Below are 20,154 nucleotides of genomic sequence, written 5' to 3'. Positions count from 1 at the left end.
AGTGACTTAGAAAGGAGATAAAATGGTTAGCTTTGACTTTAATTTGATATTTCCTTTATTTAAAGACCTGCTTGCTTTTATCCCAGTTACCCTATTGGTCTTAGTCCTGTCTTTTGTGATTGGTAATTTACTTGGCTTTTTCCTAGCATATGGTCTTAAGGCTGAGCAAGCATGGTATCACGGTCTAGCCAAATCCTATATTTTTATCATGCGCTGTACACCTCCAATTGTCATGATCTTTCTAATCTTTTATGGCTTGCCCCAACTATTGGAATGGTGGCTGAGAATTAGTATTCATGATTGGTCACAGGCGATCTACGTTATCATTGCCCTATCGCTTTTATATGCGGCTAATATTTCGGTGGTTTTTAAAGCCAGTTATGATGCGGTTGACGATGGCTTGCGAGAGGCTGGTTTGGCCCTAGGTTTATCTGCACAAAAGACCTTTTTCTTAATCACTTTTCCCGAAGCCTTAAGAATTGCCTTACCGAATATCGGAAATTCTACTGTCAGCCTCTTAAAAAATACCGCCTTGGCCTATACTATCGGTCTGATTGACGTGATGGGGGCAGGTCAATTGTTTATTAACCGTCAGATGGGTAACTATTCCTTAGAGACTTATTTAGCTGTGGCAATTATTTATTGGCTGATTGCTGCTGTTGTGATGGTGATTATTCATCTAACGGAAAAGCGTATCAGTAAAGGGGAGGGGTAGACGATGAATATCGATTTTATTGTTAGTACATTTTTTGCCGCTTTAAAAGGTATTCCTGTCACCCTGAGTATTATGCTGGTGGCGGTTATTGCCAGTCTTCTACCTGCATTATTTTTGGCTATTGCGCTCATCCGAAAGGTGCCCGTTCTAACTAGTCTGATTCAGGTTTATTTGGCTATTGTTCGTGCGACACCCTTAATTGTTCTCATCTTATTCTTTTATAGTTTGCTGCCTAGTTTATTGAACCAGTTAAGTTTGAGTTTAAATTTAGGCATTGATGTTTTTAGCTTTAATCCAATAATATACGCTTATATAATCTTCGCTCTGATTGCTTTAGCATCATTAACCGAAATTTTTCGTTCAGCCCTATTGGCTATTGATTATGGACAATGGGAAGCGGCCTTAAGTTCTGGTTTGACGCCTTGGAAGAGTTTTGAAAGAATCATCTTTCCTCAACTGTTTAAAGTTGCCTTGCCATCTTTTACCAATTTGGTGATTGAATTGGTCAAAGGGACTTCCTTAGTTTTTGTCATGACGGTTCAAGATATTACTGCCATAGCAAAAACAGCTGCCGCTTATTCATATAACTACACCAGTGCCTACATAGTCATCTTTGTGATTTATTTATTGCTATGTGGAGGTTTACAATACCTAGGACACTTGGTGAATCGCTATTATCTCAGAGAGGCTTAGGGGGAGTCATTATGTTAGAAGTAAAAAATATTCATAAGTCATTTGGCGGTCAAGAAATCCTAAAAGGGGTCGATTTACAGGTTGAAGCTGGCGATGTGATTGCCATTTTGGGCCCTAGTGGATCAGGGAAGACGACCTTACTGAGATGTTTAAACTTTTTAGAGCGGGCTGATCAGGGAGAATTTAACTTCTTAGGGCAGCAATATGAGCTGAATAAACTTTCCAGAAAGGATATTTTATCAATACGCCAAGAAATCGGTTTTGTTTTTCAAAATTATAATTTATTTAACAATAAGACGGTACTGGAAAATTTATTAGAGCCCTTAGTTACAGGCAGACAATGGTCTAAAGAAGAAGCTATTACCCGAAGTGAAGAGGTGCTTAAATGGGTAGGCATGTTAGACTTAAAAGATCGCTACCCTCATCAGTTGTCCGGGGGCCAACAACAAAGAGTAGGAATTGCTAGGGCAATAGTCCCCAATCCCAGCCTGATCTTATTTGACGAACCTACCTCAGCCTTGGACCCTGAATTAGTGGATGGAGTTTTAAACTTGATCACGAAACTGGCTGACCAAGGTACTACCATGGTGGTAGTGACTCACGAAATGTCCTTTGCCCGCCATGTTGCTGATCATATTGTCTTTATGGATCAAGGAAAAATCATTGAAGAAAATGATCCGCTTACTTTCTTTCAGCACCCCCAAAGAAAAAGGACCCAAGATTTTCTTGAGGCAATCGCTAGTTACTAAAATAAAAAGACAAAAGCCCAAAATGTCCTTAATTAACCTTTTGGGCTTTTTGAATATCATTATTTACTTGTTAATCTTGGTATAAGGCGTTAACTCTGGCTTGAGTATCTTCATTGTTTAAATATTCTTCATAACCGGTCTCAATCCGGTCAACTAAGCCGTTAGGACTGACATGGATCACCCGGTTTGCAATGGTTGAGAGAAATTCTCTATCGTGGGATGAGAATAATAGGACGCCTTTAAAGCGGATTAAGCCATCATTCAAGCTGGAAATCGATTCCAGGTCAAGGTGGTTAGTCGGATTATCCATAACCAGGACATTAGCTTTGGAAAGCATCATTTTAGAGAGCATACAGCGGACTTTTTCGCCCCCAGATAGCACATTAACGTGTTTATTCACGTCATCACCGGAGAAGAGCATCCGTCCTAAGAAACTTCTCAAGAAGGTATTGTCTTGTTCTTCAGGCGTTTTAGCATATTGGAAGAGCCATTGTAATATGGATTGATCATTATTTTCAAACTCTTTTGAGGTGTCACGCGGCAGGTAACTTTGACTGGTGGTTACTCCCCATTTGAAGCTACCAGAATCAGGCTCCATTTCACCCATTAAAATTTGGAAAAGGGTAGTAACAGCGACATCATTGCGACTGACAAAGGCTACCTTATCATCATTTTTTAGGTGGAAGGTAATATTATCTAGCACTTTGACGCCATCAATTGTTTTAGAGAGGCCTTCTACGGTCAAGACATCATTACCAATTTCGCGTTCTGGTTCAAAGCCTACATAGGGATACTTACGGCTAGATGGTTGAATATCATCGAGCTCGATCTTATCCAGCATTTTCTTACGGGAAGTGGCTTGCTTTGATTTGGAAGCATTGGCTGAAAAACGGGCGATAAAGGCCTTTAATTCTTTGACCTTTTCTTCCTTTTTAGCATTGGCATCGGCTTGTAATTTGGCTGCTAACTCACTGGATTGCTTCCAAAAGTCATAGTTCCCCACGTAAAGTTTAATTTTACCAAAGTCAACATCACAGATATGGGTACATACTTGGTTTAAGAAATAGCGGTCATGGGAGACCACGATAACTGCGTTAGGGAAGTTAATAATATATTCTGCCAGCCATTCGATGGAGTCCGCATCTAAACCATTGGTTGGTTCATCAAGTAAAAGAATATCAGGATTTCCAAAGAGAGCTTGAGCTAAGAGTACCTTAACTTTATCGCGTTCTTCGAGTTCACTCATCAGTTGATAGTGTTTATCTTCTGCAATTCCTAAGCCTTGGAGTAACTGAGAAGCCTCAGATTCAGCCTCCCACCCATTCATTTCAGCAAATTGGGCTTCAAGTTCACCGGCACGAATACCATCTTCTTCACTGAAGTCACTTTTTGCATAAATGGCATCTTTCTCTTCTCTTATTTGGTAGAGTTCTCTATTCCCCATGATGACTGTATCAATTGGGCTATATTCTTCAAAGGCAAAGTGGTCTTGGTTTAAAACCGAAATCCGTTCGTTGGCTTCTTTACTGATTTCACCAGTTGAAGGGGCAATTTCTCCTGATAATATTTTAAGAAAAGTTGACTTTCCGGCTCCATTGGCACCGATGATACCATAGCAATTTCCGGGATTAAATTTTAAATTGACATTGTCATAAAGTTTGCGGTCAGAAAAATGTAGGCTAACATTTGAAACTTGTAACATGATGATTCCTCACTTTTTTTGATGATCGAGTAGTTTCAGTCACTCATACTGACTAATCATAACGAATTAAAACTTTGATTGCAAACAGTAAATGAGAAGAAAAAGCTCTAATTTGTCCTGATAAGGGCAGTGTGATATGATAAAAAATGTAAGCGATTTATATAAATACATGGAATGAAGGAAGTGACCCAGTGAAATCAGTTGTTATCTTTGATATGGATGGAACCTTAATTGATACAGAATCTGTCTACCTTAAGGCCTATCAAGAGGTTTTTCAAGCGCGAGGAATAGAATTTACCGATCAGGAATACATTGACCAGCATGCTGGTCGAACAGCAGCAGCCTGCTTACAGGCCCTAGTGGAAAAAACGGGCAGCCAAGATTTAGCTAAAACGCTTTTCAATGAAGCTGAGCAAAGATTTGTTGAAATTGAGGCTGAATCCGGTATCGACAATAAAGCCGGTTTACTAGAGACTCTCGAGGCTCTTAAAGACATGGAAGTTACCATCCATGTGGCTTCTTCCAGTAACCGCTCAGAAGTGATTTCTAGGTTAAAAGGAGCTGGAATTAGTTCATATATCGATGGTTTTACTTCTGGGGATGAAGTCACACATTCTAAGCCTCATCCTGAAATCTTTTTAAAGGCCTTAGAGAAGACGGGGCAAAGTAAGGATAGTGCTTTAATCATTGAAGACTCCGTAGCGGGGGTTGAAGCTGGTTTTCGTTCGGGAATTGATACCATCATGGTGCCTGACTTAGTCGCAGCTAGTGAGAAAAATAAGGCGCAAGCGCTTGCCATTGTTGACCGCTTAGACGATATCCTTAACTATGTTAAATAAGCTGGCTAAAGCACTTTACTAGCGGTATGAGATATCAGTAAACTGAATAATTTAGTCAATTTTATGCAAAAGCGACAGGGTCTAATTCCTGTCGCTTTTATGTTTATTGAAGTTTACTATCACTGGCTGATTGGTTCATTATATTATTTTGGAGGTAGTGAATAATTTTATCAGTTCCTTGGTCAATTTGTTGGTAGGTGGTTTGAAAGTCTTTGGTTAACATCGGATCATCAACGTCAGCTTGGTCTTCAAGGAAATGAGAGAAGGGGACGATTTTAGAAAAATAACTTTCTCCCAGACGCTCTCTAGTGGCATCATAGATAGTAGTATCCATACAGATAATCAAGTCGAAACGCTTGGCATCCATGGGTTTGAGAAGGCGACTCTTTAGTCCTTGATAGGGTATTTGATGTTCCTTGAGCAGCTGTATTACACGAGAATCCGCCTTATCACCATTGCGCCAATTTTCAATGGAAGCGGAGTCAACTTTTATGGACTGGGAGAAGTGGGCTTGCTTAATTTTTTCACGTAGCAGGGCTTCTGCTAATGGGGAACGACAAATATTAGCTAGGCAAACAAAAAGTATGCTTTTGCCTTTTGGGGCAATTATTTTTTGCCAGCTAGACTTTAGCCGCTCTCTAAGCTTCTGCCAGTTAGGGGACTTAGTTGCCATAGGGTGCTTTTCCCCATTGCGTATTAGTCTGACTCAAATCCAGGGCTTTATAGATAGCATCAGCGACACCGCCTTCGTTATGAGGACCGGTGACATAGTCAGCGATTTCTTTAACGGCGGGATCAGCATTAGCCATGGCGAAACTATATCCGGCCATTTCCAGCATTTTTAGATCATTCAAATTATCCCCAATAGCCATGATATTTTTAGGATTATAGCCATGGGCTTGGCAGTACTTGGCGACAGCCCCACCTTTATTGGCTGTTTTAGCTGAAATTTCCAAGTTTGACTTAAAGGAAGAAGTGATATAAATGTTATCATAGCGCTGACTTAATTCCTGCTGAATCGGATGGAGGACTTGCGGTCCCTTTTCATGAATAAAGACTAATTTGAGGATGTGCTGGCCTTCTTCTTCAATGAGGTCAGTTAAATCATCAATATATTCAATGGAGTTAACCTCATTCGATTGGCTGGCCCGACTAAGGGTTTCTTCAAAGCTCAATTCAGGAGACATTCTTTGAATCATATCTGCAATATAATGAAGGCGTTGGTGCTTTGAATTGGAGTAGACGTTCTTTGAAGTCATAGCTTCCATGTAATAGCCATGTTCACGTCCATAGAGAATAATCTCTTTAGCGACTTGGTCATCTAGGTCAATTTCATACTCTACCTCACCTTCTCGGTCAAAAAGAATGGCACCATTTAAACCGATAATCGGGCAGCGAATACCGGCTTCGTCTAAGAGTACCTTGGCTTCATGGAAGTTTCTTCCGGTAGCAACAATAAATGGGATACCTAATTGGTAGGTATGCATGATGGCCTCACGATTGCGTGGGTGGATGTGCATGGTCCCGTCCAATAATGTTCCGTCCATATCAGAAACAATTAATTCCAGCATAAAAATCTCCTTTTTTATAAAATCTGTTATAACTATGGCTATTGTAACATTTTAAAAAATGGTAGACTAGGTATAAGTTAAGTGATAAAGGAAAGGGGAAATCAAGCGTGCATACAATCATTAATAACCAATGGCAAGAGGCCTTAGATCCAGTTTTTGAAAGTCCTGCTTACCAAAAATTAAGAGAGTTTCTAAAAGATGAATATCGTAATCAGGTGATCTACCCAGATATGTGGCATATCTATGAGGCCTTTAAGTTAACCCCTTTTGACCAGGTAAAAGTCGTTATTTTGGGGCAAGACCCTTATCATGAACCCCATCAAGCCCATGGACTAAGCTTTTCGATACAGAAAGGGGTGGCGATTCCGCCTTCTTTAAACAATATCTACCAAGAGCTAAGCACTGATGTTGGTTTTCAACCTGTTCATCATGGAAATTTAACTGAGTGGGCCGAGCAAGGGGTCTTATTATTAAACTCTGTTTTAACAGTACGTCAAGGGAAGGCTCATTCACATCGCGGACGAGGTTGGGAAGAAGTCACCGACTTTGCTATCCAACAATTAAATAAGCGTAATCAACGGGTTGTCTTTATTTTATGGGGAAATGCGGCTAAGTCGAAGCGACGATTTATCGATGAAAATAAGCATGCTGTTCTAACTTCTGTCCATCCTAGTCCCTTATCAGCTTACCGAGGCTTCTTTGGGTCCCGACCATTTTCGAAAGCTAACCAGCTCTTAATTGAGAGTGGGCAAAGTCCAATTAATTGGCAACTCAGTGAATAAAAAATTACCCAATATCTTTGTGACACTCGCATTGGCCAGGGATGCAATGGCAAGTGACAGTTGGGACAAGTTCTTTATCCTTCAAGGCTTGGAAAATATTGTCTTGCATGCCTTGGTCCAGGTCACTTTGTTGGATCATGTCAATGATTAATTGATCGGCGTGGGTGCGACAATGTTGCTTGAGTAAATTATTAATATCAGCCACTTGGCTACTTGCTTCAGAAATTAGAGGATGGTAGAGATACTGTCCTCCTTTTTTTTCAGTCGCTAGATAGCCTTTATTGACTAAACGATGTAAGAGGGTTTTGATGGTTGTGGGTTTCCAACCAGTCTTTTCGCTGAGGCTATCGATTACAAAACGACTGGTGGTTACTCCTTGAGCCCAAATCACCCGGAGAACTTGGTGCTCACTGTCGGTTATGGAGTTTTTCTTAGTCATCTGTTTCACTTCCTTAGAGAATAATTACTTGAGTTTGCTTGTTTGGGCAGACGATGTTGACTTATCCAAGTCAGAATATCACGGTAAACGACTTCTTCATTGTCATAAAGAAAAAGCTCATGACCACGTTTTTCATAAATTTGAAAAATGACATCTTGAAAATGAGCTTCTTCCAATTCCTGGTAGGCGCCAGAAAGTTTTTTGCTTGGACCTAGTAAAAAATCATTGGCCCCATTCATAAAATATAGGGGGAGATGGGGGTCAATCGTCTTGGCCCAACCTTTTTTGGTAGCGGAGTCGACTAACCTAATTAAATGCCAAAAGCCATCATTAGTAAAAGGAAAACCATCCAGGGGATAGTCTACTTTTTCTGGTTGAGGGTACCAATATTTCAAGATCCGTAAATCGCGCTCACTAGGCTGGCGTTTAAATTGGGTAAAAAGACCACCAAATAAGAAACGGTGCAAAAAGAAATTGGTCGCTTGCGGACGACTGAGCTTAGTCAATAGGGGGCTCAATAATTTTCCCAAATCAATTACAAAAGAATGATCGGCGCTACCGGAGAGAATGGCTCCGGAGACCATGTGACTATATTTTTGTAGAAAAAGCCGAGAGATAAAAGACCCCATGGAATGTCCAATCAGAAAATAAGGGACATTGGGATTCACTGCTTTGACATCGCAAATCACGCGGTAGAGGTCTTCTACCAGAATTAACTTCATATTATAGGGCCCAAAATAGCCTAGGGCGTCATGGGCTTTGGCATAAGGACCATGCCCAACTTGATCATGGGCAATGAATGTGATGCCTTGAGACTGAAACCATTCTCCCATGGGCTGATAGCGGATGGCACTTTCAGACATCCCATGCACGTAGTGTATGATGGCCTCGGGATGGTCAGCTGTCCAGCTGTAGTAATCTAAGGGGTGTTTATCGGGGTGGGAAGATTTTAAATTGTGATGTTCTTGATACATGGTCGAATCCTTTCTCTTGTGGCTACTATTATATAGGAAAATTTTTAGAAGGTAAAAGTTAGGCTAGTCAGACAATAGTCTTGCCTAATATTGGTGTTCGTGGTAAATTTAACTATTAATAAGCTAACTTGTAGTAATCCTCATTTTAAAAGGAGTTTGATAATTATGAATTTTGTCTATATTTCCCCATATTTTCCTCAAAATTTCCAAGAATTCGCTGTTAAACTTCATCAAAATGGTGCAACAGTATTAGGTATTGGGAGTGAAGCCTATGATATTCTACCGGCGTCTCTTAAAGAAGCCCTGACAGAATATTATCGAGTGGATAATTTAGAAGATACTTTAGCTGTGAAGAAGGCAGTGGCTTTTTTCTTCCATAAATATGGTCCAATCGACCGGATAGAATCCCAAGAAGAATATTGGCTAGAACTAGATGCTCAATTACGTGAGCAATTCAATATTACTGGGATGAAACCTAAGGAACTGAAGAAAATAAAACACAAATCAGAAATGAAAAAATACTTTAAGAAGGCTAAGTGCCCAGTAGCCAAGGGGCGTTTAGTCAGAACCAAAGTTAGTCTGAAGCGGGCAGCTAAGGCCTTAGGTTATCCAGTTGTCTTAAAACCTGATGTTGGGGTAGGTGCTGGTAATACTTACCGAATTGATAACGATGGTGATTTGGAAAAATTTGAAGCCCAATGGGACCACACGACGCCTTACTTTATGGAAGAGTTTATTGAAGGTGGACAGCTATGTACTTTTGATGGTTTATTGGACCAAGAAGGTAATATTGTTTGGTATGGAAGTCTAACCTATGAAGAACCAACCTTGGATTGGGTCAATGGTGACCGCGATGGGGTCTACTGGATTGAAAAAGAAGTCGATCCAAAACTCAAAGAAATTGGCGAAAATGTCGTTAAAGCCTTTGGAATTAAGGAGCGTTTCTTCCATATCGAATTCTTCCGGATGCCGGATAATTCTTATCTGGGTATTGAGTATAATAACCGTGCTGTCGGTGGCTTTGGTCACGATGCCTATGACTACGCCCATAGTATCGACTTATATGATATGTATGCCAAGGTTGTTTTAGGCAAAGAAATTCCTGCTAACCCCAATAACTCACGCTATTGTGTGGTGACATTTAGGCAGGCAGATAAAAATTACCAACATTCAATTGCTGACATTAAGGAACGCTATGCTAATGATGTTAAAGCCGTTAAAGACCTACCTAAGGTCTACCATGATTTGTTAGGTAGTCAGTTATTTGCTATCCTATGTGACAATGACAACGAGCGTCAAGCAATTACGGATTACATCCGTGCCTAGCGTCACTTTATGCTTCATGCTAGAAAAGAGAATATAAGAGTAGAGCTAAAAAGAGCTGGTTTCAAATGTAATGACTCCAAAAGTTAGATCCTTAGTCCGACTTATTGGAGCCACCATAAATCACCAGCTCTTTTTTGATGAATTCTCTTTAATATTAAAAGTCAGAAAAAGAGAGTGTGACAAAAGTCAGAAGAGCCCTGAACCACTGGAGCGAACTATGGTAGATAGTTGCAAAACTATCGCACATAGTTCGTGAAGTGGACGTCAGGGCTGACTTTTGGAGCACGTTTTGAATAGATAGTTCGTGTTTTAAAAAGAGCCTGGGACTTTTGTCCCAGGCTCTTTTATCGTTATTAGATTTTCTAGACTTTAACTAGCATTAGGCAGTTCACTATCGCCTCCCGACCTGTAAATGGTCCGTCGACTATAACCTTCTCCTTGGCTATTTCCTGGACTCACACTAGGTTCTCTCTGAGAGCTTGGTGTTTCTCTAGGTGGATTTTGTAAACCTGATTCATTGCCTCGATCTGTGCTAGGCGCATCCTCTTTTGGATAAGCTGAGGTCGAATCTTCAATCTCAGATAATTCACTATCTGAGTGGCTTTCTTCCAGTCCGGAATGACTACTTTCTTCGACTTGACTTTCACTCTCTCTTGAAATGTAAGTTTCGACTTCTTGGCTACTTTCAGAGTATGAATTGGAGTCAATATCGATGGTGGTTTGTCTGCCATAATTTTGCTTAAGTTCTTGATACAATTCATTATTGACTAAATCTCGTACACTATGACCAGCGCCTGGACTAGCTAAGCGGAGTGGTTTTGAGCCAAAAATTAAATCAACTGTATGGACGGAGTCAGGTTGAGTCCAATCGCTACTTGGATTTCTACTTTCTAAGTGATCCATTACTTGCCGGTATAGGCGATCCGCAATTTGCTGTTGAGCTCTCGTTAAGTAACCATTTTCCTGGTAAGGCTCATCATGCCCAGTCCATACTGTTACTGTATGGTTTTTGGTGTAACCGCTGGCCCAGTGATCGGGGACAGCTCCGGCTGGAATATTCAATTGGCGAACTTGGTCATCCGTGTAATTGGTCGTCCCAGTTTTACCTGCCTCATGAATATTAGGATTATGAATCCAGGAAGATAAACCTGATTTAAAGGTATCTTTTAAGACAGAGGTTAGCATGTAGGCCGTGGAGTCTTTCATCGCTTCATGCGATTCACCTTGAACATCAACTTCTTCTCCGTCTGTAGTAATGAAGTAATCAACGGCTTTAGCTTCATTATATTGGCCATTATTCCCCATTGCAGCATAGGCAACGCTTAATTGTAAGGGGGTCATTTCCCCACCGATAGCATTGGATTCAACCAGACCTTTGCCATCATTCAAAGTAATTCCTAATTTCTTTAGAAATTCGTCGGCACGTTCTGGACCAACGTCCTGGAAGACTTTGATGGCAGGGATATTTCTTGAGTTCTTCAAGGCTGTTCTTAAGGTCATGGTTCCTTGATATTGACGGTCCCAGTTATAAACCTTGGTTCCACTTGAGTATTGATAAGGTTCATCTTTTTCAGTTTGGCCTGGTGAATAATTTAAATATTCAAAGGCAGGTCCATAGGCAGATAAAGGTTTTATGGATGAACCGACACTACGATTTAACTGGGTAGCTCGGTTAAGGCCCAATTGATTTTCTAAGTGGCGACCCCCGAATAGGGCAATGATATGACTATTGCTGGTATCTAGAACGGAGACCGCTGTTTGGATATTATCATTATCGAAAAGTAAACCATTGTTATCTTCAGCAGTTTGATGTAGGAAAGTTTGTGCTTGCATATCCAGGTGGGTATAGACTTTTAAACCATCGGAGTAAAGGTCATAGCCCGCCGCTTTAACGTCGGCAGCGACTTGCTGAATATAGGAGTCCAGCATCAATTTCTGTTGATTATTAGTATCAATCTGTTCGCTAAGCGGGAGTAAACCGTGATCAATCGGTTGGCTAATCGCTTCTTGGTACTCTTCTTGAGTAATGGTGTCATTATCTAACATCGTGTAGAGCACGGTATCGCGACGCTCTTTTGCCCTATCAGGATTATGGTAAGGATCGTATTCATTTGGTGCTTGCGGCATCCCAGCTAAAAGCGCAGTTTGATCTAGGCTCAGCTCAGTTAAAGGCTTGCCATAATAGATATTTGCGGCGGTTCCAATACCGTAGACACCATTAGCCATATAAACCTTATTAATGTAGTATTCAAAAATTTCCTGTTTAGAAAATTGTGATTCTAACTGTAGGGCCAACCATAACTCTTGGACCTTTCTCTTATAGGTTCGATCTGATTCATTTGTAGAGAAAACAGATAGTTTCACTAATTGTTGGGTAAGGGTAGAACCGCCTTGGGCAATCCCACCTGCTCTTAGATTGGCAAATAAGGAACCCATAATACGAATAGGGTCGACACCGCGGTGTTTAAGAAAGCGACGATCTTCGATTGATGTCACTGCGTCAAAGGTTTCTTGAGAGATTTCATCGCCTTCTACAATAATTCGCTCATTTTGGCTGGTTTCAAAAACTTCGTTTCCTTGGTTATCATATACGACAGAGGCCACTGAGCCTTGCAAATCACCTTCATTAATTTCTGGTGCTTGGGCAATCCAGATCAGGGCAATAATAGCTAAAATTATAAAGACACTGCCCACAGCACCAAGGCCAATCAGTAATATTTTCTGCCACAAGGGCTTATTGTTAAAATTATTATTTTTTCTTTGTCGTGTCTTTTCCTCTTTATTCAAGCTAGAGGTGCGCCTTCTATTATGGGGATAATGAGTAGACAAAAGAGTCACTTCCTTTTTAATTGTTATTTTGTAAATACTTATCCAGAGCAGCTAAATAATCGAGGGGAGGTTGGTATCCGACTTTAATCAAATAACCATGGTTTTTGACGCGTTTGAGACTAATTGAAGCTTTTTGCCCCTCTTGAAAAGCTTGCCAGTCCTCTAATAAAGCACTAAGCGGGTATAGATAGCTTTGCGACAAGGTGGTGAAATGTAAGATAACAAAACTTATACCTCCTTGCTGACTACATTTTTCCATGTGTTTAATCTGATGGTCATGGAAGTTATTGAGGGGAAAACGGGTTTTTGTTTTCGTTTGCTTGGCTTCAAAATCAATATACCTACCTTGGTAGACCCCATTATAATCTGTGGTTGAGGCTTGTCGATAGTAGGCCTCAGTGATTTTAGCATGTTGACGATTGGGATAATCGACATGCACCACTTGTATAGGCGTTGGCTTTTTATGGATAACTGCCAAGTCATGAGATAAATACCAGGCATTGGAATCATTTAACATGTCTTCTAGCAACATGCCTCTTTTAGCATAAATTGTCTTTGGCTGACGTCTTGAATGCTTATTTAGCGAGGGAGCTTTATGGTATTTCTTCCCGTTGGGATAATACATGACCTACCTCCTCTCAAACCATTAATTTATTATAGCAAAAATTGGCATTATTAAGAGAAATACATCCCCTATTTAATATAATTATAATATAGGCAATCTTTTTATCAAATGCACAGTATGGATATGCAACTAAAGATATTAAAGACTAGCCTGTAAAATTGCAATGGATAAGAATTATTTTGCGATAAATTGGACAAAGCCCCGGAATTAGTGTAATATATCTGAACGTGTAGATTAATCTTAAGGATTAATTCTTGATTTAGAAATTTATTTATAGTTAGGGGAATGACCGCATGTCAGTAAAATTTGAAGAAACAGCGACAAATGAAGGTGTTTTACACTTTACCGTTTCTAAAGAAGATGCTCAAAAAGCTTTAAAACAAGCATACAACCGGGTTAAAGGAAAAGTTAATATTCCTGGTTTCCGTAAAGGTAAAGTGAGTTACCCAGTTTTTGTTAAAATGATTGGTGAAGAAGCCTTATATGAAGATGCTTTAAACTATGCCTTACCACAAGCTTACGCTAATGCCGTAAAAGAAGCTGATTTGGATGTTGTAGGCCAACCTAAATTTGATGTGGAAAAAATGCACAAGGGTGGTTCTTGGGAATTAAAAGCTGAAGTAGCCACCAAGCCTTCAGTTTCTTTAGGCGATTACAAGGACTTAAGTGTTGATAAACAAGACCGTGAAGTAACTGATGAAGATGTGGATAACCGCTTGAAACAAGCCCAAGAAAACTTAGCAGAACTTTCCATTAAAGAAGGAGAAGCTCAAGAAGGCGACACCGTTGTGATTGACTATGAAGGTTCTGTTGATGGGGAAAACTTTGCCGGGGGTAGCGCAGAAAATCACTCCTTGGAATTAGGATCAAATTCCTTCATTCCTGGCTTTGAAGACCAATTAGTGGGTTCAAAATCTGGAGATGAAGTAGAAGTAAAAGTCACTTTCCCAGAAGAATACCACGCTGAAGATCTAGCTGGTCAAGACGCTATTTTTAAAGTGAAAGTTCATGAAGTAAAAGAAAAATCAGTTCCAGAACTCGATGATGAATTTGCTAAAGACGTGGATGACGAGGTTGAAAGCTTAGACGAATTGAAGGCTAAGTATCGTGATCAACTTCAAGAAGCTAAAGACCAACAAGCTGATGAACAAGTGGAAGACCAAGCAATCCGTCAAGCTGTTGACAACGCTGAATTTTCTTCTGTTCCTCAAGCAATGATCGATGAAGAAGTTAACCGTCAACTAGACCACTACTTGAATGAAATGCAACGTCAAGGGATTAGCCCTGAAATGTTCTATCAATTAACCGGTACTTCTGAAGAAGACTTACGTCAACAATTTGCTGAAGACGCAGATACCCGGGTAAAAACTAATTTATTATTAGAACAAATCATTGCTGAAGAAAACATTGAAGTGAGTGAAGAGGATATCGCTAAGGAAATTGAAAACCTAGCAGAAACCTATAATATGGAAGTTGAAGCCGTTAAGAACGTGGTCACTGAAGATATGCTCAAACATGACATTGAATTAAAACAAGCCATGAACTTAATTACCTCAACAGCTAAAGAAAAATAATCTGAACAGCTATTTTCAAAAATAGGTCAGAAATCGAGTGGGAGGTCGCATTAATTGACTTCACACTCGTTTTTTGTCACAATACATTAGATAGAGAAGGAGGAATGCGTAGAATGTTTAATGACGATAACGATAGCAATATCCATTGTTCCTTTTGTGGAAAGTCACAAGACCAAGTGACCAAGTTAATTGCAGGACCGGATGTTTATATCTGTGATGAATGTGTGAAACTCTGTCAAGAAATTATTGAAGATGACTTAAACGTTCAATCAGATAACGAAGAGTTTATCGTGAACCCTCCTAAGCCAACTGAAATCCGTCAAATTTTGGATGATTACGTGATTGGACAAACAGATGCCAAAAAGGCTTTATCTGTGGCCGTTTATAATCACTATAAACGTATTAACAGCAATCAAATTAAGAATCAAGACGAAGATAATGTAGAATTACAAAAAAGTAATATCTTATTAGTTGGTCCAACTGGTTCAGGGAAAACTTACTTAGCTCAAACGCTAGCCCGCATATTGAAAGTACCCTTTGCTATTGCGGATGCCACGAGTTTAACTGAAGCAGGTTATGTTGGAGAGGACGTTGAGAATATTCTCTTAAAACTGCTACAAGCAGCTGATTTTGATGTGGATAAAGCTCAACAAGGTATTATCTATATTGATGAAATTGATAAAATAGCAACCAAGGCGGAAAATGTATCTATTACCCGCGATGTCAGTGGTGAAGGAGTTCAACAGGCCCTCCTGAAAATTCTAGAAGGAACCGTTGCTAATGTTCCTCCTCAAGGTGGACGTAAACATCCTCATCAAGAGTTCATCCAAATCGATACTACTAATATCCTATTTATTGTAGGTGGGGCTTTCGATGGAATTGAAAATATCATTAAGGAACGTACTGGCCATAAGGTAATTGGTTTTCAAGCAACTCAGACGACAAAAGCTGAAAAGCATGACCTCATGACGCAGGTGATTCCTGAAGACTTACAAAAATATGGTTTAATTCCGGAATTTATCGGGCGTTTACCCATTATTGCTAGTTTAGATGAATTGAATGAGGAAGACTTGGAACGTATCCTGACAGAACCTAAGAATGCTTTGATTAAGCAATATAAACAGTTATTAGCCATGGATAATGTTCAGTTAGAATTTACTGATGACTCCTTACGGGCCATTGCTCAAAAAGCTATTGACCGTAAAACTGGGGCGCGGGGATTAAGGTCCATTATTGAAGAATCGATGTTAGAAGTGATGTATGATATTCCTAGTCGTGAAGATGTTTCTAAGGTTATCATTACTGAAGAAGTCGTTAAAGATCATGCAAGTCCCGAACTCTATGACCAAGATGGTCAGTTAATTGCCTAATGAATTAATTGAAGAGGGGCTGTGACAAGAGTCACAGCCTCTTTCTCAATGCAGTCCCTTATTTAAGCAAGCCATAAGACGCCTAAGCCTGTAATTAGCTAGGGAAATTTACTTTTAAATAATAATCTCAAGCTCGCCTAAGTCTGTTTTATAACGTAAGGAGTAGCTCATGATACAAGCACAGAATATTGAATTTATGCTAAGCGCCGCCAGTCCTAAACAATACCCTGTTCCTGACCGCCCAGAAATTGCTTTAGCTGGTCGGTCCAATGTGGGGAAGAGCAGTTTCATTAATACGATGACCAACCATAAAAAGATTGCTCGTATTTCCAGTAAGCCTGGGAAGACCCAGCAGTTAAATTATTATAATCTTGATAATAGTCTTTACTTAGTTGACGTTCCTGGCTATGGATACGCAAAAGTAAGTAAAACGGAGCGAAGCCGCTGGCAAAAACAACTGGCAGATTATTTTATCCAACGGGAAAATTTAGAAGCCGTCTTTCTTTTGGTAGATTTTAGACACCGGCCTAGTAAAGATGATATCAATATGAAAGATTTTCTTGACCAATGTCAGGTACCGTATTTTATTATTGCGACTAAGGCGGATAAGGTGAAGAAAAATCAATGGCATAACCACCTGCAAGCTATAAAAGAAGATTTAGACCTGGTGACTGAAGATCAAATTTTACCTTATTCTTCTGCCAACCGTGAGGGGCGTGATGAGGCATGGGAAGTCATCAATGCCTTATTGGCTGGAGACTATGATGAATAGCTATTGTTTGAAAAGAAATATCTGACAATATTTTCGCTCTTATCTTGCATTCAAAAATTATCTTCACTATAATTTACTCTGATATAGCCAGTGGAGAAAGTGGGGGGTACAATGGCCTTTATACCGGAGGAAGTTATTGATCAGGTCCGCCAAAATGTTGAAATTTTAGATATTATTGGTCAGTTTGTGGATCTTCAAAAGCGAGGAAAAAATTACTTTGGCAAATGTCCCTTTCACGATGAAAACACGCCCTCATTTACTGTAGAAGCTAATAAGCAATTTTATAAGTGCTTCTCCTGTGGTAAAGGCGGCAATGTCTTTAATTTCCTAATGGATTTAGAAGGATATAGTTTTCCTCAAGCTGTAAAAGAAGTGGCTCAATTAGCTAATCTTAAGTTGGACTTTAATTTTGACCAGCTAGACCCAGGGACCAGTGTCCGTCAGTATAATGAAGAAGAGCAAACGCTTATCGATATCCATGAAGAGCTGGCAAATTTATACCATTATTTATTAATGAATACCAAAGCTGGTCACCAAGCCTTGGCCTATTTAGAAGACCGGGGGTTAAAAACGGAAACCCTCGTCCAATATCACATTGGTTGGTCTCCCTACGATGGCCAGTTAACTTTCAACCATGTAAAAAATAAGGGGTATGACAGTGAAGCAATTGTAGCTAGTGGTATTTTTGTGGGTGATGGTCCGGAAAAAATCGATCGCTTTAGAGGTCGTATTGTATTTCCTTTACGTGATAAATTTAGTCATGTCTTGGGCTTCTCAGGAAGAATTCTTGAAGCCGATAGCGCAAATTCGCAGGCTAAATACCTAAACAGTCCAGAAACACCGATTTTTCAAAAAAATAATTTTCTATTTAACCTCGATTTAGCCCAAGATAGCATTCGCAAGGAAAAGGAAATTATTCTTTTTGAAGGCTTTATGGATGTCATTCATTCCTACCAGGCCGGGGTCAAGCATGGCGTCGCTTCTTTGGGGACCAGTTTAACTGATCGTCAGATTCAAGTCCTCTACCGCAGCTCACGACAACTTTTACTCGCTTATGATGGTGACAAACCCGGTTTAAAGGCAAGTAAGCGGGCGCTTGAACACATAGCCCAGCAAAGTCCTAGTATGCGAGTTAACCTGCTCATGTTTCCAAGTGGGATGGATCCTGATGAATTTATTGGTCGCTATGGTGAACAACGCTACCAGCAATTTATCCAAGAGCAAAGAATGACGCCGATTGCTTTCTACCGGCACTTTTATCAACAAGAGTTTTCTTTAGCAAATGATCAGGGGAAAATCCAATACATCAAGGCCATGCTAGCTGTTATTAGCCGCTTATCCTCCACTATTGAGCAAGATGTCTACTTACAGGAATTGAGTGAAGACACTGGGGTTGATAAACGTTCGCTTCAAGCCCAACTCCACTTTGAGCAGGAGACCGGGCAGCGAGAAGAGCAGTTTTCTGAAGTTAGCCGTGAGGAAGAAGAAGCTCAACTGGATAAATTCCCCTTAAAAAAATATTCCAGTTTACAGCGCTTTGAGTTACAATTACTTAACCGCCTACTAACTTCTGAGAATGCTTGGTATTTAATCAAAAATATTGATGGAAACTTTCATTTCGAAAGTAGTAGTATTGAAAGTGTCTATCTTTTACTATGGGCCTACCGGCAAAGTGAAGGTGAAAGTATTGATATTGGGAATTTTTATCAGACCCTTCGCTCTGATGCTGATAGGCGGATCGTTATTGACGCTCAGGCGATGAATCTTCCCCCTGAGTGTACTGGTCAGGAAATTAGCGATTTAATTTATCAAATAAAAGAAAAGAGTCATTATCAGGACCAAATTAGGCAGATCAACCGGGATATAGCGAATGCTAAGCAAATTAATGATTATGCTAAAATTAGCGATTTAAATCAACAGAGAATACAAATATTGCGACAAATGAAACTGTCAAAAAAGAAGTCAGGAGAGATTTAATTGAGCAAAACGACCGACAAGCAGGAAAAAACTTTAAAACAAGCCAGTCAAGAATTACTTAATGAGAAGAAAATATTGGGCTCTATTTTATATACTGAGTTAAGTGATAAAATTGCTCAACCCTATTCTTTGAATGATGAACAAATGGATCAGCTTATTGAAAAATTTGAAGACGGTGGCGTAGCCGTTGTTGATGAAGACGGAGGCCCAACCAACCGTCAGTTACAAAATGAAGCGCTTAAGATGCAAGAGGACGATGAAGAAACTGAAAAAGATATTGATCAAATCTTAGATGAAGAAGAAAAAACTAAGAAGAAAGATAAAAAAGACAAAAAAGATACTAATAAGTCGGCTTCTTCAACGAGTTCAAAGGTAAAAACTAACGATCCTGTACGTATGTATCTTAAAGAAATTGGCCGAGTAGACTTACTGACAGCTGATGAAGAGGTGTCCCTTGCCAAAAGAATTGAAGCCGGAGATCCAGTAGCCAAGCAAGAGCTGGCCGAAGCCAATCTCCGTTTAGTCGTGTCGATTGCTAAACGTTATGTCGGTAGAGGAATGTCATTTTTAGACCTGATCCAAGAAGGTAATATGGGCTTAATGAAGGCAGTAGAAAAATTTGATTATACCAAGGGTTTCAAATTTTCCACTTATGCCACTTGGTGGATTCGTCAAGCGATTACCCGTTCGATCGCTGACCAAGCCCGTACCATTCGTATTCCGGTACATATGGTGGAGACTATTAATAAATTAGTCCGCATTCAACGGCAATTACTCCAAGAACTCGGTCGCGAACCCACGCCAGAAGAAATTGGTGCGGAAATGGACCTACCTACTGAAAAAGTGAGAAACATTATGAAAATCTCACAAGAACCAGTTTCCTTGGAAACCCCTATTGGTGAAGAAGATGATTCCCATCTTGGCGATTTTATTGAAGACAATGATGCCATGCAGCCGGATGAATATACCAATCAGGAATTGTTAAAAGAACAACTCAATGAAGTGCTGGATACTTTAACTGATCGGGAAGAAAATGTCTTACGTCTTCGTTTCGGTTTAGAAGATGGTCAAACCAAAACCTTAGAACAAGTTGGACAACAATTTGGGGTGACTCGAGAAAGAATCCGTCAAATTGAAGCCAAGGCCTTACGTAAATTACGCCACCCAAGTCGTCTCAAACAATTAAAAGATTTTCTAGAAGACTAAAAGCAACTCTG

The 20,154-nt window shown here is 39.9% G+C and carries 18 protein-coding genes; 11 read left to right on the top strand and 7 right to left on the bottom strand.

Annotated features, from left to right (window positions below; translation table 11 throughout):
* The first annotated feature begins 22 nt into the window (after positions 1-22).
* Genes JFU01_RS01920 through JFU01_RS01910 form a run of 3 tightly spaced genes read left to right on the top strand, consistent with a single transcriptional unit; the run spans position 23 to position 2,157 of the window.
* Positions 23-715 carry an amino acid ABC transporter permease gene (locus JFU01_RS01920; RefSeq protein ID WP_195855633.1) on the top strand — a complete coding sequence of 231 codons (693 nt, stop codon included), beginning with the start codon at positions 23-25 and terminating at the stop codon, positions 713-715.
* Between the two features lie 3 nt (positions 716-718).
* Positions 719-1,408, top strand: coding sequence for an amino acid ABC transporter permease (locus JFU01_RS01915; RefSeq protein ID WP_195855632.1), 690 nt, complete (start codon positions 719-721; stop codon positions 1,406-1,408).
* Positions 1,409-1,419: 11 nt separating this feature from the next.
* Positions 1,420-2,157 carry an amino acid ABC transporter ATP-binding protein gene (locus JFU01_RS01910; RefSeq protein ID WP_195855631.1) on the top strand — a complete coding sequence of 246 codons (738 nt, stop codon included), beginning with the start codon at positions 1,420-1,422 and terminating at the stop codon, positions 2,155-2,157.
* A 70-nt stretch (positions 2,158-2,227) separates the two neighbouring features.
* Here the strand turns inward: JFU01_RS01910 and JFU01_RS01905 are convergent, their stop codons facing one another.
* The gene (locus JFU01_RS01905; RefSeq protein ID WP_195855630.1) at positions 2,228-3,859 is read right to left on the bottom strand and encodes an ABC-F family ATP-binding cassette domain-containing protein; all 1,632 of its coding nucleotides are present in this window, start codon (positions 3,857-3,859) and stop codon (positions 2,228-2,230) included.
* A 191-nt stretch (positions 3,860-4,050) separates the two neighbouring features.
* Between JFU01_RS01905 and JFU01_RS01900 the strand changes: the two genes are divergently transcribed.
* The gene (locus JFU01_RS01900) at positions 4,051-4,698 is read left to right on the top strand and encodes an HAD family hydrolase (protein ID WP_111853357.1); all 648 of its coding nucleotides are present in this window, start codon (positions 4,051-4,053) and stop codon (positions 4,696-4,698) included.
* A gap of 103 nt (positions 4,699-4,801) precedes the next feature.
* On the opposite strand, the gene JFU01_RS01895 is transcribed toward JFU01_RS01900, so the two are convergent.
* Entirely contained in the window at positions 4,802-5,371 is a 570-nt protein-coding gene (locus JFU01_RS01895; protein ID WP_195855629.1) for a low molecular weight protein-tyrosine-phosphatase, read from the bottom strand.
* On the bottom strand, positions 5,361-6,269 hold the full coding sequence (locus JFU01_RS01890) for a Cof-type HAD-IIB family hydrolase (RefSeq protein WP_195855628.1): 909 nt from the start codon (positions 6,267-6,269) through the stop codon (positions 5,361-5,363). Before JFU01_RS01890 ends, JFU01_RS01895 begins: the two co-directional genes overlap by 11 nt.
* A 107-nt stretch (positions 6,270-6,376) precedes the next feature.
* Here JFU01_RS01890 and JFU01_RS01885 point away from each other — a divergent pair, with 107 nt between their 5' ends.
* Positions 6,377-7,051: a uracil-DNA glycosylase gene (locus JFU01_RS01885; protein ID WP_195855627.1), complete on the top strand. Its 675-nt coding sequence runs from the start codon at positions 6,377-6,379 to the stop codon at positions 7,049-7,051.
* 4 nt (positions 7,052-7,055) lie between these two features.
* On the opposite strand, the gene JFU01_RS01880 is transcribed toward JFU01_RS01885, so the two are convergent.
* Positions 7,056-7,490, bottom strand: a complete 435-nt coding sequence (locus JFU01_RS01880) for a BlaI/MecI/CopY family transcriptional regulator (protein WP_195855626.1) — start codon at positions 7,488-7,490, stop codon at positions 7,056-7,058.
* A gap of 5 nt (positions 7,491-7,495) precedes the next feature.
* Positions 7,496-8,464, bottom strand: a complete 969-nt coding sequence (locus JFU01_RS01875) for an alpha/beta hydrolase (RefSeq protein WP_195855625.1) — start codon at positions 8,462-8,464, stop codon at positions 7,496-7,498.
* Between the two features lie 165 nt (positions 8,465-8,629).
* Here JFU01_RS01875 and JFU01_RS01870 point away from each other — a divergent pair, with 165 nt between their 5' ends.
* On the top strand, positions 8,630-9,790 hold the full coding sequence (locus JFU01_RS01870; RefSeq protein WP_195855624.1) for an ATP-grasp domain-containing protein: 1,161 nt from the start codon (positions 8,630-8,632) through the stop codon (positions 9,788-9,790).
* A gap of 369 nt (positions 9,791-10,159) precedes the next feature.
* Here the strand turns inward: JFU01_RS01870 and JFU01_RS01865 are convergent, their stop codons facing one another.
* Together JFU01_RS01865 and recU are read right to left on the bottom strand one after the other, a co-directional pair.
* On the bottom strand, positions 10,160-12,577 hold the full coding sequence (locus tag JFU01_RS01865) for a transglycosylase domain-containing protein (RefSeq protein WP_230086927.1): 2,418 nt from the start codon (positions 12,575-12,577) through the stop codon (positions 10,160-10,162).
* Positions 12,578-12,635: 58 nt separating this feature from the next.
* Positions 12,636-13,244: a Holliday junction resolvase RecU gene (gene recU / locus JFU01_RS01860; protein WP_195855622.1), complete on the bottom strand. Its 609-nt coding sequence runs from the start codon at positions 13,242-13,244 to the stop codon at positions 12,636-12,638.
* A gap of 293 nt (positions 13,245-13,537) precedes the next feature.
* Here recU and tig point away from each other — a divergent pair, with 293 nt between their 5' ends.
* From tig to rpoD, 5 genes are all read left to right on the top strand, one after another.
* Complete coding sequence (tig, locus tag JFU01_RS01855) at positions 13,538-14,818, top strand: trigger factor (RefSeq protein ID WP_195855621.1); 1,281 nt, start codon at positions 13,538-13,540, stop codon at positions 14,816-14,818.
* 113 nt (positions 14,819-14,931) lie between these two features.
* The gene (gene clpX / locus JFU01_RS01850) at positions 14,932-16,188 is read left to right on the top strand and encodes an ATP-dependent Clp protease ATP-binding subunit ClpX (protein WP_195855620.1); all 1,257 of its coding nucleotides are present in this window, start codon (positions 14,932-14,934) and stop codon (positions 16,186-16,188) included.
* A gap of 169 nt (positions 16,189-16,357) precedes the next feature.
* Positions 16,358-16,960, top strand: coding sequence for a ribosome biogenesis GTP-binding protein YihA/YsxC (gene yihA / locus JFU01_RS01845; RefSeq protein WP_070558032.1), 603 nt, complete (start codon positions 16,358-16,360; stop codon positions 16,958-16,960).
* Positions 16,961-17,071: 111 nt separating this feature from the next.
* Positions 17,072-18,937 (top strand): DNA primase, encoded by a 1,866-nt coding sequence (gene dnaG, locus JFU01_RS01840; RefSeq protein ID WP_195855619.1) that lies wholly within the window; start codon positions 17,072-17,074, stop codon positions 18,935-18,937.
* The gene (gene rpoD / locus JFU01_RS01835) at positions 18,938-20,143 is read left to right on the top strand and encodes an RNA polymerase sigma factor RpoD (RefSeq protein WP_195855618.1); all 1,206 of its coding nucleotides are present in this window, start codon (positions 18,938-18,940) and stop codon (positions 20,141-20,143) included.
* Positions 20,144-20,154 lie beyond the last annotated feature (11 nt).

The organism is Aerococcus sp. Group 2, from assembly GCF_905125285.1.
Lineage (GTDB): Bacteria > Bacillota > Bacilli > Lactobacillales > Aerococcaceae > Aerococcus > Aerococcus urinae_E.
The sequence above is the reverse complement of the archived record's forward strand: the minus strand, read 5'-3'. Positions and strand labels throughout refer to the sequence as shown.